This is a genomic window from Streptomyces sp. NPDC001348 (assembly GCF_053597535.1).
Genome location: NZ_JBSFIK010000008.1, coordinates 26,317 through 41,843, shown reverse-complemented (window position 1 = coordinate 41,843; position 15,527 = coordinate 26,317). Strand labels below are relative to the sequence as shown.

Genomic DNA, 15,527 nt, shown 5'->3' with positions numbered 1-15,527 from the left:
GTAGACGAGAACGACATACCTACCGGTTCCACTACGAACCGGTCACGCGCTCTCGACAGACCAATGTGAGAGGGGTCACCCTGTCATTCATCCACGCGGGGAGGCATGGATGGGCAGGAGCCGCAGAACACTTCCGGAGGAGCTTCTGTTGCTGGCACTGGACCCGGCCACGGGTACCACTGCACAGCCGCAGTCGCTCGATCTAGGTCTGGCCGGAGCACAGCTAGTGGAGCTGGCGCTGGCCGGACGGATAGCCCCAGACGGGGATCGTATCGCCGTGGTGGCACCACGGCCGACTGGAGATCCGACACTGGACTGCGCGTTGGAGTTGCTGCGAAGGCGCGGCGCTCCGGTACGGGCCGTCCACTGGATCGGCGGGCCGCGTCTCGGGCTCCGCCAGATCTACCTCTCGCATCTGGAGCGGTGCGGCATGGTCGCCGCCGTGCCGGGTCAGATGTGCGGGGTGCTGCCGACGACTCGCTACCAGGCGACGGACACCGCCATCAGTCGGGAGATCAGGTCCCGGCTGGATTCCGCGATCCGCACCGGCGTACCGCCGGACCCGCGGACCGCGGCGCTCGCCGCACTGGCGCACGCGGTCGGCCTCGGCAAGCACCTGTACCCGGGCAACGAGGGACGCTCCTCCAGGTCCCGGCTCAGGGACCTGATCAGGCACGACCCGATGGGCGGTCTCGTCGCGCACGCCGTGATGGACGTCCAGAACGGCGCCGCCGCCCAGCCGCGCCGCAGCCCGGCCCCGGCCGGCCGCCAGGCCGGGCCAGGAGCCAGGACCGCGCCGGAACCCGCTCGTGGCGTTCCGATGCAGCCGCACCGCGGATCCATGGCACGCGTCGTGGCCCACTAGCCGCGGTCACGGCGCCCACGCACCACAGCACCGCCGCACAGACGCACCGCCGCACCGCTGTCCCCAGACCCGGTTCGGGAGCCGCTGGTTCGAGCGGGGTGGTGAGACCTCAGGGGTCTCGCCACCCCGCTCGACCGCATGTCCGCCCGTTTCTTTGCCCGAACTGACGCGTACGCGCCGCATATCCACCGTTTCCCAGCGGTAGGAAGCCCCTTGGTGGCAGTCTGCTCAACAGCAGATACGCAAAGTGGTAGGTACAGGCAGTCAGCCGGAGGTGCACGTCTCGTGGCGTCCAATGTCAATCCCACCGTCAGGCGGCGCCGGCTGGGCCAGGAGCTGCGCAGGCTCCGTGAGCTCAAGGGCATGACGGCCGAGGAGGTGGCGGAGAGACTGCTGGTGTCGCAGTCGAAGATCAGCCGCCTGGAGAACGGCCGGCGCAGCATCAGCCAGCGCGACGTCCGTGACCTGTGCGGGGTGTACGAGGTCGAGGACCAGCGGATCGTCGACTCCCTGATGGAGATGGCCCGTGACTCCCGGCAGCAGGGCTGGTGGCACGCGTTCGGTGACATCCCGTACAGCGTCTACATCGGTCTGGAGACCGACGCGGAGTCGCTGCGCGTGTACGAACCCCAGCTGGTGACCGGCCTGTTGCAGACCCGGGCCTACGCGGAGGCGCTCGTGCAGGGGGCGCTGCCGGAGACCTCGACGGCGGACATCGACAAGCGCGTGCAGGTGCGGCTGCGGCGACAGGAACGTATCACCGCCGAGAACAACCCGCTCCGGCTGTGGGTGGTGCTCGACGAGGCGGCGCTGCGCCGGGTCGTGGGCAGCAGGCTGGTGATGCGGGAGCAGTTGGAGTACCTCATCGAGATGTCCCAGCTGCCGCACGTCACCGTGCAGGTGCTGCCGTTCGAGGTGGGCGCGCATCCCGGGCTCAACGGCCAGTACGCGATCCTGGAGTTCGCCGACGCGGCCGACTCCAGCGTGGTGTACCTCGAGGGCGTCACCAGCGACCTGTACCTGGAGAAGGCGCAGGACGTGCAGAAGTACGCCGTGATGTACGAGCATCTGCGGGCACAGTCCCTGAATGTGGAGCAATCCCGCCAGTTCATCGCCGACGCGGCCAAAGACTACGCTCGCTGACTCTTTGGGCACATGGGGCGCCGGATCTTACACCGATGTCACGTCTCAGCGTAAGTCCCTATTGGAATATGCCATCCGGATGAGTGAACGAGTACTCCAGGAGGGGCTGTTGCCGAGTAGCGTCGATCACGCCAACCGGTCGACACGGTTGGCGTGAATCGCACTACAGAGCAATTGCAACAGGAGTGGACATGGCACTGCTTCAGGGCGCCACGGAGACGTGGACGAAGTCCTCCTATTCCGCCGGGAACGGGGCGTGCGTCGAGGTCAAGTCGCCCGCGACCGCGGAACTCGTCGTTCGCGACTCCAAGGTCCACGAGGGCCCCACCCTGGCCTTCCCCGCCCTTGCCTGGAACGCCTTCGTGGCCTCGGTCAAGGCGTAGGGGGCTTCCCTGACCCACGTCGCCCGCCAGGCCCCGACGACCACAACTCCACAAGCACCACCCAGAGCCCTCTCGACCAGCCCGCCGTCCTTGCCGAGGGGGCTCGCCCTTGCCGTCACTTCACCGGAAACGCCACATCGCACACCGCGTCCCCCGGCCCCGCCGCGTCCCAGTCGGCGAAGTACACCTCACGGCAGGGCCCCACGGGCTCGAGGCCCTGCCTCGCCATCCACTCCTCCACCGCCTCGAACGCGGCGTGGATCTGCGGGTTGGCCACCTGCGCCTTGGTGATCCGGGTGTACGCCAGCCGCCGGGCCGGCTCCACCCGTACCGCCGTCTCCCACGCCCGGCCCCGCCGCTCGGCCCACTCCCGGGCCGCCGCCGCGTCCGCGACGGGTACGCACGACTCCGCGGGGCCGTCGCTCTCCAGGGACACCTCGGCGTAGTACACGACGAACGGCGCCCCCGCCACACCCCCGCACTCCCGGGCCGCCTCCTCCAACCGCCCCAGCGACGCCCCGATCCACGCCGGCAGCTCGTCCGCCAACGCGTGCCGCTTCTCGGTGAGCACCACCTGCTCGGGCACGTCCACCGTCTCCACCACGAACCTGTCGTACATCTCGGAGCTCCTCCCCGACAGCCGTCCACGGAGGTACTCGGCGAGCGTCCGCTGCCCCGCCACCCGCGCCTCGACGCCCGCCCAGTACGCCGCGAGCAGCCCGGCCGCCTCGGCCCCGTCCGCCCCGACCACCTCGGCGATCCGGGCGAGCGGCATGTCCAGCTGCCGCAGCAGCGCCACCAGCCGGGCCCGCCCGGTCTGTTCGGCGCGGTAGTAGCGGTAGCCGCTGGCCTCGTCGACGTGCGCCGGGGACAGCAGCCCGAGGCGGTCGTAGAGCCGCAGCGCCTTGGCCGACAGCCGCGAACGCGCCGCGAACGCGCCGATGGTGAGCAGTTCGTCGTCCACGAGAGCATCCTCCGTCACCGGGCGGGTCCTTTCCGCCCGGTGACAGGGACGCTCGGCCCTGCCCCAGGGGCAAGGTCAACAGGTCATCGGGACAGCTGCGCCTCGATGGCCGCCACGACCTCCGCGGACTCCGGTTCGGTCTGCGGCGAGAACCGGGCGACGACCCGGCCGTCCCGGCCGACCAGGAACTTCTCGAAGTTCCAGCGGATGTCCCCGCTGTGCCCCTCCGCGTCGGCGAAGCCGGTCAGGCGGTCGTACAGCGGGTGCCGCCCCTCGCCGTTGACCTCGACCTTCTCCGTCAGCGGGAAGGTGACGCCGTACGTCGCGGAGCAGAACTCGGCGATCTCCTCGGCGCTGCCGGGCTCCTGCCCGAGGAACTGGTTGCACGGCACCCCGAGCACGGTGAAGCCCCGCTCGGCGTACCGCTCCTGGAGGCGCTCGAGCCCGGAGTACTGCGGGGTCAGCCCGCACTTGGAGGCCACGTTCACGATGAGCACGGCCTTGCCCGCGTACTGGGAGAGGTCCGCGGAACCGCCCTGGAGGGCGCCGATCCCGGTGTCCAGTACGGAGCCGGTGTGGTCAGTAGTCGTCATGGGCGGATGCTAGCCCCGCCGGCCGGCCGCGGATCCCGCGCCCCCGCGGCCTCCACCAGCACCTCCCCGGCGGCCGTCCGCGCGTACAGCACCGAGCGTCCCGCCCGCCGGCGCCGCACCAGCCCCGCCTCCAGCAGCACCTTCAGATGCCGGCCCACCGAACCGAGCCCCTGGCCGGTCACGGCGGTCAACTGGGTGGTGGACATGGGGGAGTCGAGCAGTACCAGCACCCCGGCCCGGGCGGCCCCCAGCAGCGCGCCCAGCGCCGTGGGCACCGCCCGGTCGTCCCGGCCGGCGAGCACACCGTCACAGGAGTAGACCAGGGCGTACCGGTCCGGCTCCTCGCAGGACACCCAGCCCGTCCTCGGGGTCACCGGTACGAAGTACAGCGCGCCGGATATCTCCCGGGGCGGATACTCGTGGAGGTTGACCTGCAGGCGGTTGGCGCCCAGCCAGCGGGTCCGGCCGGGCCGCAGCGAGTCGAGCACCTCCGCCCAGCCGCCCCGGCTCACCCGGTCCGTACGGGCGACCACGTCGGCCTCCAGCACCCGCCGGCGCCGCTCCCAGTACGGCCGCACGGTCTCGGTCCAGACGTACTCCAGCAGTCCGGCCGCGCGGGCGGGCAGGTCGTCGCGGTCCAGGACGTCGGGCAGCGGCCCCGCGAGCGAGACCCGCAGATGGGCGCGGGCCTCCTCTGGCCGGGCGGCCTCCACCCGGGCGATGCCCTCCTCGGCGCTCTCGCCGTCCCGGGGCGTGGGGGTGAGGAAGTCGGCGATCCAGTCCCGGCCGAGACCGGCCCGTACCAGCAGCGCGGTCACCGGGTCGGCGGCCAGCCGCTCCCGGTAGCCGGGCAGGTGGTCGCGCAGCCACCGCTGCTCACCCGGATGCCCGCCGGTGCCCGTGTGCAGCAGATTCAGGCTCGCGAAGGTCTCGGCGAGCGGCGAGACGACGAACCGGCTGCGGGCGAGCGTGTCCGCGTTGACCTGCCACCAGCCCATGACACCCCCGGACGTTTCGCGCAGACGCGAAACTGTAACGCCCGCCGAACGGCTCCTCCCAGACTCCCCGCATGACTTCCCGCAGCTACCGAGACCTCTTCCGCACGCCCGAGTTCACCCCGCTCTTCCTGTCCGGCGCGGTACACACCGCCGCCCAGACGGTGGGCGGGCTGGCGCTCGGGACACTGGTGCTACGGACGACGGGTTCGCCGCTGCTGTCCGCCGTCAGCATGTTCGGGCCCTCCCTGGCACAGGTGCTCGGTGCGTCCCTCTTCCTGTCGGGCGCGGACCGGCTGCCGCCGCGGGCGGCGATGACGGGCATCCCCCTGCTCTTCGCCGCCTGCACCGCGCTCCTGGCGCTTCCCGGACTGCCGGTGGCGGCGGTCTTCGCCGTCCTCCTCGTCCAGGGGTTGGTCGCCTCGCTCGGCGGGGGAGTGCGCTGGGGCCTGCTGAACGAGATCCTGGCCAAGGACGGCTATCTGCTGGGGCGTTCGGTCTTCAACATGATGAGCGGCGTCGCGCAGATCACCGGGTACGCGACCGGTGGCGTCCTCGTGGCCGCGCTGTCCCCGCGCGTGACCCTGCTGACGTCGGCGGCCCTGTACACGGCGGCGGCGCTCGGTGCCCGCCTCGGCCTGACCCGGCGCCCGCCGCGCACCGCGGGCCGCCCCTCCGTCGCCGCGACCTGGCGCACCAACGCCCTGCTGTGGTCGGACCGCCCGCGCCGGCTGGTCTATCTGGGCCTGTGGATCCCCAACGGCCTGGTGGTGGGCTGCGAGTCCCTCTTCGTCTCCTACGCCCCCGACGCCGCCGGCACGCTGTTCGCCTGCGCCGCGCTGGGGATGCTCGTGGGGGACGTGACCGTGGGCCGGCTGCTGCCGCCCGGGGTGCGGGCACGGATGGCCGTACCGCTGCTCCTGCTGCTGGCGGCGCCGTACCTCGTCTTCTTCGGCCACCCGCCCCTGCCGCTCGCCGCGGCCCTCGCCGCCGTCGCCTCCGTCGGCTTCGGCGCGGGTCTGGTGCAGCAGGAGCGCCTGGTGGCCCTCACCCCGGACGAGCTCGGCGGGCACGCCCTCGGGCTGCACTCGGCCGGCATGCTGACGATGCAGGGCGTGAGCGCCTCGCTGGCGGGCTCGGTGGCGCAAATCACCTCGCCCGCCACGGCGATGACGGTCATGGCCCTGGCGTCGACCGGGGTGACGCTGGCGCTGGCTACGGCTGCTCGGCGGCAGGCGCCGGAACGGCTTCAGCCGGCGTAGCGGGCGGGAGCACGGGAGCGGGGGAAGCCGGGGGAGCGCCGGCCTCCAGGGCCTCGGGGTTCGCCGGGGCCTCGGGGCTCGCGGGGGGCTCGGGGTTCGCGGGGGTCGCCGGGGCCGACGGGGCCGCGAACTGCTGGGCCGCCTTGTCGAAGTAGCGCAGCAGCTCCACCGGGAAGGGCATCACCAGCGTCGAGTTCTTCTCGGCGGCGACCTCCACGACGGTCTGCAGCAGACGCAGCTGCATGGCCTCCGGGGTGTCGGACATGATCCGGGACGCGTTGGCGAGCTGCTGCGCGGCCTGGAACTCACCGTCCGCGGTGATGACCCGCGCCCGCCGCTCCCGCTCGGCCTCGGCCTGCCGGGACATGGACCGCTTCAGCGACTCCGGCAGCTGTACGTCCTTGATCTCGACGCGGTCGATGTGGACGCCCCAGCCGGCGGCCGGGCTGTCGATCATGAGCGCGAGGCCCTCGTGCAGCCGCTCCCGGTCGGAGAGCAGGTCGTCCAGGTCGCTCTTGCCGATGATGGACCGCAGGGACGACTGGGCGACCTGTCCGACGGCGAAGACGTAGTCCTGCACCTCGATGGCGGCCCGCAGCGGGTCCGCCACCCGGAAGTAGACAACGGCGTCCACCTTCACCGACACGTTGTCCTTGGTGATGCCCTCCTGTGTGGGCACCGGCATGGCCACCACCTGAGTGTTCACCTTCCGCATGCGGTCGACGAACGGGATCAGGAACGTGACGCCCGGCTGCCGGTACTCCGGCAGCGCCTTGCCCATGCGGAACACGACGCCGCGTTCCACCTGGTTGACCACACGCATCCCACTGCGCAGCACGAGCAGGGCCAGCAGGGCCACGAACACGACTGCGACGACGGTGCCTTCCATGGCACTCCATTCCTTCTGCTGACTCGGTAGTACGAGACACGGATGAGGACATCCGGAGAAGGCCCGCGGATGCGGTGCGGGGCGTCAGAAATGCGTAAAGGAATCACGAACTCCTCGGCGTGGCCGGCGACTCCGGTGACTCGGGCGACTCCGGCAGTTCGACGGAGTCCCGTCCGCGGTCAGCCGACGCACACCACCAGCAGGCAGAGCTGCGGCGAGGACGGCGTCGAGGTGGCGGGGTCCGTCTGGGACGTCCCCTGGTCCGTGCCGTTCGCGGGAGCGGGTGCGGACGTCTGCTGCGGGGCCGTGTCGTTGGTGCCGGTGGTCGTCCCGCCCGAGGACGTGGAGCCGGAGGACGTGGAGCCGGAGGACGAGGAGCCGGAGGAAGAGGAGCCGTTGCCCTGTGCTGGCGCCGGCGTGGCCGCCGTACGACGGGTGGGGGCCGTGTGCACCGTGTACGCGGTGGAGGGCCCGTGCGCGGCGGGCGCGGCGTCCACGTGCGTGCTCGGCGGGGTGGTGCCGGGCTGGGCGGGGACGGAGCGGGTCCGCGGGAGGCCGGCCGCGGGGGTGGACCGGTGGGTGGCGGGTCCGGGGGCCGCCGGGCGGATGTGCTGTGACGTCGGTTCCTCGACGGCCGGTGTGGTCGGGGTCTCCGGCGCCGTGGAGGCCTGGTCCCGGTGGGTGGACTGCCGGTCCATGGCGGAGACGGTGAGGCCGCCTCCGACCAGGGCGACGGCGGTCGCGACCACGGCCCGGCGCTGGTTCTTCTTCCAGCGGGCGAGCTGACGGCGCCGTGCCGCCCGTCCTTGCGGAGCGGGCGGCACGTCCTCGAGACCGTCGGACGGGCCGGACCGCGGCGCCTCGTCCATGGCTTCCCAGGCCGCGGTGCCCGGCGCCGCCTGCGCGGCCAGGCCCGGGACGGGGTAGCCGTCGGTGGCGGTGGGAGGGATGACCGGGGCGATGTCCGGAGCGTACGCGCCGCATCCGGGGCACATCAGGGCGCCGTTGAGATGCCGGCGGCACGACGAGCAGTAGTCCATCTGTTCCGGTCTTCCTCGGTTGACGTGCAGTCGTCCCACCGGATCGCGAACAGGTCACGTTCGCACGTGGGATCGGATAACAGGCACGCTAACGAGTCAAACGCAAGACTGTGTGCAGTCTGTGTGATGCTCCTGCGAGGATCCCCCGGGGGTCATCCGGTGCCCCCGGCGCCGCGGGTGAACGGCTCGAAGGCGTGGCTGAAGTACCAGGTGTCCTGGGCGATGCCCGAGCAGCCGTTCGCGCCGGCGGTACCCACGCAGCCGCCGTTGTCGCGCTGGAGCGCCCAGAAGGAGAGGGCGTTGACGCCCTTGGCGACGGCCCAGTCCTTCACCGTGACCGCGTCCTGGGTGGTGAAGGTCTCCTCGGGGCCGAAGTCGTCGATGCCCGGCATCTCGGTGACACCGATCATGCTCCACAGCTTCGCCGGGCTCTTCTTCGGGTAGAGGGCGGCCAGTTGCGAGTGCAGACCGGCGGCGGCCGTCTCGGTGTCGGCGGCCATGTCGTGCGTGGCGCCGTCCCAGTAGTCGAACGTCATGATGTTGACGACGTCGACGCGCGCGCCGTTGTCGACGGCGTTCCGCAGCAGGGCGACACCGCTGGGGGCGAGGCCGGTGTTCGTCGTCGGCAGGGTGTAGGAGAACTGCACCCGGTGGCCGGTGCGTTCGGCCCAGTGCTGGACCTGGGCGATCGCCTTGTTGCGGCGGTCGATCCCGGCGGAGTTCGTGATGGAGTCCGCTTCGACGTCGAGGTCGATCCGGGTGACGCCGTAGGTGGTGACGAGACGCTCGTACACCTTGGCGATGGAGTCCACGCTGGTGCAGCTGTCGGCGAGTTCGGTGCCGGTCGTGTCGGCGCCGTAGCCGCCGAAGGACGGTATGACGTTGCCGCCGCGCGCCTGGATCGCGGCGATGTCGCCGCCGAAGGCCGCGGGGGAGACGGGTTGTGTGGTGTCGCCGTTCCAGTAGGCCGTGCACGAGCCCGCGGCGGCGGTCTGCAGGAACGCCATCGTGAGGTACTTGTTGCCCGACTGGGCGGCGAGCGCGGCCGGGCTCTCGCCGGTCCACGACTCGAAGTACGGCGCCGCCACGTGCGCCGGCATGGGGCGGGCGGTCGGCGAGGGGGCCGGTTGCGCGGCGGCCGCGCCACCACCGCCGAGGGCGGCCAGCCCGGCTGACAGGACGGATACGGTCGCGCCGGACAGCAGGGCGCGAAGCGGGCGGACGGGACCAGGTCGTCTCATTGACGCTCCCAGAGTGAGGACGAGCAGGCGAAGACAGCGGAAGGGCAGCACTGAGAACGTCCGCCGGACCGGTGGGGCGTCAGGGTTCTCCCTGACCAGGGGCGAACAGCGACCATAGTTGGACTAGACCAATCCCCTGTCAAGGTTCTTTACGGTTGGCTGACCGAACCGGCCGCCGCGCACGCGGGAAGGCAACACGGCCCCCCATAGGGGTCGGATCCAAGTGCCGGTGAGTTCCGGCGAGTTGCCGTGACCCGGATCACCGGCCGTGGGTTGAGTGCGGTCGCCCGTGGCTTTCCGTACACCCGTGTGACGACCGGAGTCCGGATGCCAGGATGAGGCGCCATGACAGCTGGGTGGTGTGCTCGCACGCTGCGCGCCGCGGTGTTCGCGGCGGTGTGCGTGCTGCTCGCCGCCCTCGGTCACGTGCTGATGTCCGGCAGCGACGTGCCCGCGTGGACGCTGGCCGGCTCGGGCGTCGTGACGGGCGCCGCGGGCTGGTGTCTGGCGGGGCGTGAGCGCGGGCTGCCGTCGGTGGTGGCGGTCGTGGTCGCCGCGCAGGCGGTGCTGCACGAGGCCTTCTCACACGCCCGGCCGGCCTCCGGCGGCTCGTTCGCCATGGGCATGAGCGGCATGGGCATGGGTGGCATGGGCCCCATGGACATGGGCTCCGCACGGATGGACTCCGTGACCATGACGCACATGGGCGCGAGCGGCACGGGCCTCTCCCCGGACATCGGCTCGCCGTCGCTCGGCATGCTCGCCGCCCACCTGCTCGCCGCGCTGCTGTGCGGCCTGTGGCTGGCCCACGGGGAGAAGGCCGCCTTCCGGATCCTGCGGGCCGTGGCCGGACGGCTGGCGGCACCGCTGCGTCTGCTGCTGGCCCTGCCCGTCACCCCGGACCGCCCCCGCGTCCGCATGCGGCGCCGCCGCTCGGACCGGGCGCCGCGCGGCCTTCTGCTCGTCCGTTCCCTCACTTCTCGGGGTCCGCCCGTGGGCACGGCAGCCGTCTGAGACGGCTTGCCCGCCGAGGCCGCCTCCCCGGCGCGCCTCGGGCCACGGCCGTACGACCGCACCGGCGTCACGGCGCCGCACCGGCGTAGGGCCGTCTCCCCCACTTCACCGGACCGTGCGCTGCCGCGCGCCCTCCGGATCACGGTCGACCCGAGAAGGACACCAGGTGATGACCTCTGCCCTGCCCGCCGTGCCCGCGACAAGCGACAGGACGGCGACGCGCGACGAATCGATCACCGCATGGGCGCTGGCCGCCCGGGGCGGTGACGCCGACGCGGTCGAGCAGTTCGTGCGCGCCCTCGACCGGGACGTCCGGCGTTATGTCGCCCACCTCTGCGGCGACCCCCAGGCCGTGGACGATCTGGCCCAGGACACGTTCCTGCGGGCGCTCGGCAGCCTGCACCGCTTCGAGGGGCGCTCCTCGGCCCGGACCTGGCTGCTGTCCATCGCGCGCCGCGCGGTCATCGACAGCTACCGGCTCGCCGCCGCCCGCCCGCGCCGGGCCGACGCCCCCGACTGGCAGCTGGCCGTGGAGCGGGCCCAGCCGTGCGACCTGCCGGGCTTCGACGACGGCATCGCCCTGCTGGACCTGCTGACCGCGCTGCCCGACGAGCGGCGGGAGGCGTTCGTCCTCACCCAGATGCTCGGCCTGCCCTACGCGGAGGCCGCCGAGGTCAGCGACTGCCCGGTCGGCACGGTCCGCTCCCGCGTGGCACGGGCCCGCGCCACCCTGATGGACCTGCTGGACGAGTCCGGGGAACCCGCCGCCGTGGCGGCCTGAGCAGCCCTGGACGTTCGTGCCGTGGGCCGTTTGCCTCCGGGAACGGCGGGCACTCAGTCGTCCATGCAGTCCCGACCCGTGCCGGCCCGGACCATCCTCACGGCGATCGGCTTGGTACTGGCCACCTACCTCGCGCTGGAGCTGGTGGTGCAGGTCCGGCGGGTACTGGTGTGGACCGTGGTCGCGCTGTTCTTCGCCGTCGCCGTCTACCCCGCGGTCGACCTGGTCGAGCGGCGCATGTCCCGCTGCCGCCGGGCGCCGGCGACCCTGCTGGTGTTCCTCGTCGCGGCCGTCGTCATCGGGGGACTGATCGCCCTGTTCGTGACCCCGCTCGCCCAGGAGGGCAGCCGGCTGGCGGCCCGACTGCCCGGCCTGATCGAGGACGCCCGCGCCGGCCGCGGACCGATCGGGGACCTGCTCGAACGTACCCACGCCCTGAAGTACGTCCGGGAGCACCGCGGGCAGATCCGGAACTTCGCCACCGGCCTCGGCACGCCCGCCCTGGCCTTCGTCCGCGGCGCCGCGACCACCGTGGCGGGCGCCGTCACGATCTTCGTACTGGCCTATCTCATGGTGCTGGAAGGACCCAAGGTCGTCGACGGCACCCTCGCCCTGGTCGACGAACCGAGCGCGGCCCGCATCCGCCGGGTGGGCGCCGCCTGCGCCCGGACGGTCACCGGCTACCTCACCGGCAACCTGCTGATCAGTCTCATCTGCGGGCTGCTGACATACGCCGCGCTACGGGTGGTCGGGGTTCCGTTCGCCGCGCTGATCGCCCTCTTCGTCGCGATCGCCGACCTCATCCCCCTGGTCGGCGCGACCCTCGGTGCCGTCGTCGCCGGCCTCGCGGCCTTCGTCCACTCGGTGCCGGCCGGTATCGGCGTCGTCGCCTTCTTCATCGTCTACCAGCAGGTCGAGAACCATCTCCTGCAGCCGGTCATCCTGTCCCGCACGGTGCAGCTCAACCCGCTCACCGTGCTGCTGGCCATCCTGTTCGCCGCCGAACTCGCCGGGATCCTCGGCGCCCTCCTCGCCATTCCCGTCGCCGGCATGATCAAAGTGGTCCTCCAGGACATCTGGGAGCACCGCGGTGGCCGTCCCCTGAGACTGCCCATGGGCGGCGACGACGCCCCGTCCGCGCGTCCCGCCCCGAAGGAGTGAGGACCGGCTCGCGTCGCAGGCGCTCGTTCGGACGCACACCTCATGCGCGTCCCGTCCGGGATGCCGAGGATGGGCCTCGCGAGGTGTTTCCCACGTGAAGGCGGAAGAAGATGCCGACGTTTATCGCGTTGCTGAACTGGACCGACCAGGGAGTCCGGAACTACAAGGACACCGCGAAGCGAGCCGAGGCCTTCGGCGCCGCCGTGCAGAAGCTCGGCGCGAAGCTCGTGAACATCTACTGGACCGTCGGCTCGTACGACCTCGTGGCCGTCGTCGAGGCGCCCGACGACGAGACGGCCACCGCGGCACTCCTGCAGCTCGGCGGAGTGGGCAACGTCCGTACCACGACCCTGCGGGCCTTCGGCCGGGAGGAGATGGAGGGCATCATCGCCAAGGCCGCCGGCTGACGGCCTTGGCGATGCAGGGCGCTCCCTTCATCCCGGGCCGAGGGCAGGGATGAGGCCGAGGGAGGCTCCCGCCCCGCTCAGGACCGCCCGTCACGCGTCACGCCCCGGGGGCACGGAAGTCGACCTGCCGGCGGGCGGCCGCGTCGATCTCGTCGACGGTGAGGAGGGGGGTGGCCCGGGTCTGCAGGCCCCCGCCGGCCTTGACGGTGAGGCTGACGGCGGCCATGGACACCGGGTCGGGGAGGTCGATGACGAGGACGATGTCGTCCTGCCCGAAGGCGTAGTACATGGCCTCGACCTTGCCGCCGAGGCCGGTGACGACCTGCTCCACGGCGGCGCGGCGGCCACTCGCGCCTTCCCTGAGCAGCCCCTTGCTGCCCTCGGGCGTGTAGGTGGCCTGGATGAGGAACTTCGGCATGGGGACGCTCCCGCCCATCGCTGGTCCGGTGTTCCGAATGGGCCTTCCCGCTCTCACCTCGGCCGCCACTCACCGGACGGCTGGATTCACCCGACCGGCCCGGGCCCCGGGCCCCGGGCCGGCGGCCGGACCGCGGCGCGTTCGCCCACCGGCCGGCGGGCCGCCGCTCACGACCGGGTGGCGGTCCCGCATCCGGCGTCGCCGTTCTCCCGCATGCGTGTGTCCAACGACTTGCTGCGGTCGTACGGATCGATCTCGGCTCCGTCTCCGGGGCTCGAGGTGGCGCGGTCGCTGCCGAACTTCGGGGTGAGGTAGCCGGTGAAGGTGTCGCAGCCGCCGTTGGTGGTGTCCACCTTGTAGGAGACCAGGGAGAACGTCCCCGGCTCGGTGACCACCTTCGCCGGGTCGTCCCAGCTCATCACGACCTCGCGGCGCACGATGGTGCGTACGACCTCGTCGCTGCCCGCCGCGGCGCGCACCACCGGATAGACGTACGTGACATCCGTGGCGACTTCGAGCGCACCGCGCCGGCCCTCCCGGTAGGTGACGCGTCCCCGGGTCTTGACCACGTCCCCGACGAGCCGCACCTTCGCCTTCTCGAACCGGCTGAACAGCAGCAGGGGATCGTTCTCGCGACTGGGCGCGCGGAACGCGGTCGCCAGGTAGTCCTGGACGTCCCGCTGATGCGGATTGATCAACGCGATCGCCTTCCGCGGCCGCTCCCCGCCCAGCACACCGCGGTCCAGACTGGACTCGGCGAGGAAGTCCCGGGACCGCTGGAGCGCCTGCGCGACCCGCGCCTTGCTCATCCAGCCGGTCGCCCGTGCCGCGGGCATGCTGATCCCCGCCGTCCCGTCGGCCCACCGCACCGCGGGCGAGCCCCGGAACGGCTGGTCGAGGGTGGGCGGCTGGGCCGCCGCCTCGGTCGCCGGCGGCTTGTCCGGGCGTTGCGACTCCGCGGCGAGCGGCGCGTTCCCGCCGTCCGCGTCCCCGACTCCGAACCAGCCGGCCAGCCGCCCCGGCGCCAGTGCCACCACCAGCAGTGCGACCGCGACCAGCACACCGGCCGCGTACCCCAGCTTGCGCCGGGTCCGCGGGACCGGTCGGTGAGTCCGCCACCCGTCCGCCGGGCCGGTCTCCTCCTGCAGTCGCCGCCCCACCATCCGGGCCCTCGCGGACGGCTCCCGGGGCGCCCCCTCGCTCCCGGCCTCGGCCTCCCTCAGGAAGCGCTCCCACTCCTCGTCCGGTATGGACGCCCCACCCTTGCCCATGCGCGCTGCCGCCCCTTCCCGCGCCCGACCCCTCCCCAGGGCCCGGTCGTTGTCAGTGCATCATCACACGGGGAAGGGGATCGCCGTCGTGGCTCGGGCCCGGCGCGGATCCGGCAACGGCGCGCGGTGGCCGTCGAGTTCGGGGCGACGATCGAGGGCGGGGCGGGGCCGGCGCGGGTGACCGGGCAAGTCGGCGGGCTCAGGGGTCAGATGACGGGGTTGTCGCGCACGTCGCGCTGCGCATCGCGCTGTGAGACCGCGAGGAAGCCGACGAATCCGATGATCGCGACCGTCCACGCGAGGGTGACGGGCCCCAGACCGAGACCGAGCCCGCCGCGGACGGGACCGATCGCCATCCAGTCGGCGAGGGAGGCGCCGAGCGGACGGGTGATGACGTACGCGGTCCAGAAGGAGGTCACCGCGGTCAGGGCGCCGAAGCGGTGGGCCAGGGCGGGCACACAGATGGCGGCCGCGAAGAGGACGACCGACCCCAGATAGCCGAGTCCGGCGGTGGCGGTGAGGTCGCCCGCGGCCGTGCCGAGCGCGAAGGTGGCGAGGACGGCCGCCCAGTAGAACATCTCCCGGCGGCGGGTGTGGATGCTGTGGATGGACAGCGTCCCCTCGCTCAGGTACCAGAGGCCGAAGACCGCGGCCAGCGCGACGAGGAAGGCGGGGGCCGACACGGTGTAGGGCACGCCGAGGCCGACGTGCAGCACGTCGGCGGCCATCGTGCCGAACACGCTGACCATGACGATGGCGGTCCAGTAGGCCCAGGCGACGTACCGGCGGAGGGTGAACTGCACGGCCAGGGAGGCCACCAGGGCGAGGCCGCCGAGCGCGACCGCCGGCACCGGGCCGAGGACACGGGCGAGGAGGTCCGACGCCGTCTCGCCCATGCCGGTGGTCAGTACCTTGATCATCCAGAAGTAGACGGTCACTTCCGGCACCTTGCTCACCATCTGCCGTAGGGAGACGGGGGGCCGGTCGTCAAGGGCGTGCTTCGCGGTCATGATCCGCACGATGACACGGTGAACGCCGCGTCGCCCAGGTCCCTTTGCCATTGTTTTTGCGCTTCTGTGGCATCAGTTGCCGCAGGCGGC

General features: G+C 72.1%; 17 protein-coding genes. 8 read left to right on the top strand and 9 right to left on the bottom strand.

Annotated elements, in window-relative coordinates; genetic code table 11:
- The first annotated feature begins 109 nt into the window (after positions 1–109).
- From ACWC21_RS10835 to ACWC21_RS10825, 3 genes are all read left to right on the top strand, one after another.
- Positions 110–865 carry a GOLPH3/VPS74 family protein gene (locus ACWC21_RS10835; RefSeq protein ID WP_450880301.1) on the top strand — a complete coding sequence of 252 codons (756 nt, stop codon included), beginning with the start codon at positions 110–112 and terminating at the stop codon, positions 863–865.
- Between the two features lie 285 nt (positions 866–1,150).
- Positions 1,151–2,008 carry a helix-turn-helix domain-containing protein gene (locus ACWC21_RS10830; protein ID WP_388802656.1) on the top strand — a complete coding sequence of 286 codons (858 nt, stop codon included), beginning with the start codon at positions 1,151–1,153 and terminating at the stop codon, positions 2,006–2,008.
- 191 nt (positions 2,009–2,199) lie between these two features.
- Complete coding sequence (locus ACWC21_RS10825) at positions 2,200–2,391, top strand: DUF397 domain-containing protein (RefSeq protein ID WP_389150580.1); 192 nt, start codon at positions 2,200–2,202, stop codon at positions 2,389–2,391.
- 115 nt (positions 2,392–2,506) lie between these two features.
- On the opposite strand, the gene ACWC21_RS10820 is transcribed toward ACWC21_RS10825, so the two are convergent.
- The 3 genes from ACWC21_RS10820 to ACWC21_RS10810 form a co-directional block, all read right to left on the bottom strand.
- Positions 2,507–3,373, bottom strand: a complete 867-nt coding sequence (locus ACWC21_RS10820; RefSeq protein WP_450880299.1) for a MerR family transcriptional regulator — start codon at positions 3,371–3,373, stop codon at positions 2,507–2,509.
- A gap of 65 nt (positions 3,374–3,438) precedes the next feature.
- Positions 3,439–3,948 (bottom strand): glutathione peroxidase, encoded by a 510-nt coding sequence (locus ACWC21_RS10815; RefSeq protein ID WP_450880297.1) that lies wholly within the window; start codon positions 3,946–3,948, stop codon positions 3,439–3,441.
- Positions 3,945–4,946, bottom strand: coding sequence for an ArsR/SmtB family transcription factor (locus ACWC21_RS10810; protein ID WP_450880295.1), 1,002 nt, complete (start codon positions 4,944–4,946; stop codon positions 3,945–3,947). The genes ACWC21_RS10815 and ACWC21_RS10810 overlap by 4 nt, the downstream gene beginning before the upstream one ends.
- Positions 4,947–5,017: 71 nt before the next feature.
- Here ACWC21_RS10810 and ACWC21_RS10805 point away from each other — a divergent pair, with 71 nt between their 5' ends.
- Positions 5,018–6,205: an MFS transporter gene (locus tag ACWC21_RS10805; RefSeq protein ID WP_450880293.1), complete on the top strand. Its 1,188-nt coding sequence runs from the start codon at positions 5,018–5,020 to the stop codon at positions 6,203–6,205.
- Here ACWC21_RS10805 and ACWC21_RS10800 read toward each other — a convergent pair.
- The 3 genes from ACWC21_RS10800 to ACWC21_RS10790 all read right to left on the bottom strand — a co-directional run bounded on the left by ACWC21_RS10800 (position 6,159) and on the right by ACWC21_RS10790 (position 9,375).
- Entirely contained in the window at positions 6,159–7,094 is a 936-nt protein-coding gene (locus tag ACWC21_RS10800) for a slipin family protein (protein WP_450880291.1), read from the bottom strand. The two genes, ACWC21_RS10805 and ACWC21_RS10800, sit on opposite strands and share 47 nt — an antisense overlap.
- A gap of 179 nt (positions 7,095–7,273) precedes the next feature.
- Positions 7,274–8,134, bottom strand: a complete 861-nt coding sequence (locus ACWC21_RS10795; RefSeq protein ID WP_450880289.1) for an SCO2400 family protein — start codon at positions 8,132–8,134, stop codon at positions 7,274–7,276.
- A 152-nt stretch (positions 8,135–8,286) separates the two neighbouring features.
- Positions 8,287–9,375, bottom strand: a complete 1,089-nt coding sequence (locus tag ACWC21_RS10790; RefSeq protein WP_450880287.1) for a chitinase — start codon at positions 9,373–9,375, stop codon at positions 8,287–8,289.
- Between the two features lie 345 nt (positions 9,376–9,720).
- Here ACWC21_RS10790 and ACWC21_RS10785 point away from each other — a divergent pair, with 345 nt between their 5' ends.
- The 4 genes from ACWC21_RS10785 to ACWC21_RS10770 all read left to right on the top strand — a co-directional run bounded on the left by ACWC21_RS10785 (position 9,721) and on the right by ACWC21_RS10770 (position 12,738).
- Entirely contained in the window at positions 9,721–10,389 is a 669-nt protein-coding gene (locus ACWC21_RS10785) for a hypothetical protein (RefSeq protein ID WP_450880285.1), read from the top strand.
- Between the two features lie 166 nt (positions 10,390–10,555).
- Positions 10,556–11,170, top strand: coding sequence for a sigma-70 family RNA polymerase sigma factor (locus tag ACWC21_RS10780; RefSeq protein ID WP_450880283.1), 615 nt, complete (start codon positions 10,556–10,558; stop codon positions 11,168–11,170).
- 63 nt (positions 11,171–11,233) lie between these two features.
- Positions 11,234–12,331, top strand: a complete 1,098-nt coding sequence (locus tag ACWC21_RS10775; RefSeq protein ID WP_450880281.1) for an AI-2E family transporter — start codon at positions 11,234–11,236, stop codon at positions 12,329–12,331.
- A 110-nt stretch (positions 12,332–12,441) separates the two neighbouring features.
- Positions 12,442–12,738, top strand: a complete 297-nt coding sequence (locus tag ACWC21_RS10770) for a GYD domain-containing protein (RefSeq protein WP_450880279.1) — start codon at positions 12,442–12,444, stop codon at positions 12,736–12,738.
- A gap of 97 nt (positions 12,739–12,835) precedes the next feature.
- Here the strand turns inward: ACWC21_RS10770 and ACWC21_RS10765 are convergent, their stop codons facing one another.
- The 3 genes from ACWC21_RS10765 to ACWC21_RS10755 form a co-directional block, all read right to left on the bottom strand.
- Positions 12,836–13,156 (bottom strand): GYD domain-containing protein, encoded by a 321-nt coding sequence (locus ACWC21_RS10765; protein WP_450880277.1) that lies wholly within the window; start codon positions 13,154–13,156, stop codon positions 12,836–12,838.
- Between the two features lie 167 nt (positions 13,157–13,323).
- Positions 13,324–14,427: a hypothetical protein gene (locus ACWC21_RS10760; protein WP_450880275.1), complete on the bottom strand. Its 1,104-nt coding sequence runs from the start codon at positions 14,425–14,427 to the stop codon at positions 13,324–13,326.
- A gap of 206 nt (positions 14,428–14,633) precedes the next feature.
- Complete coding sequence (locus tag ACWC21_RS10755) at positions 14,634–15,437, bottom strand: COG4705 family protein (RefSeq protein ID WP_450880273.1); 804 nt, start codon at positions 15,435–15,437, stop codon at positions 14,634–14,636.
- Between the last annotated feature and the right edge of the window lie 90 nt (positions 15,438–15,527).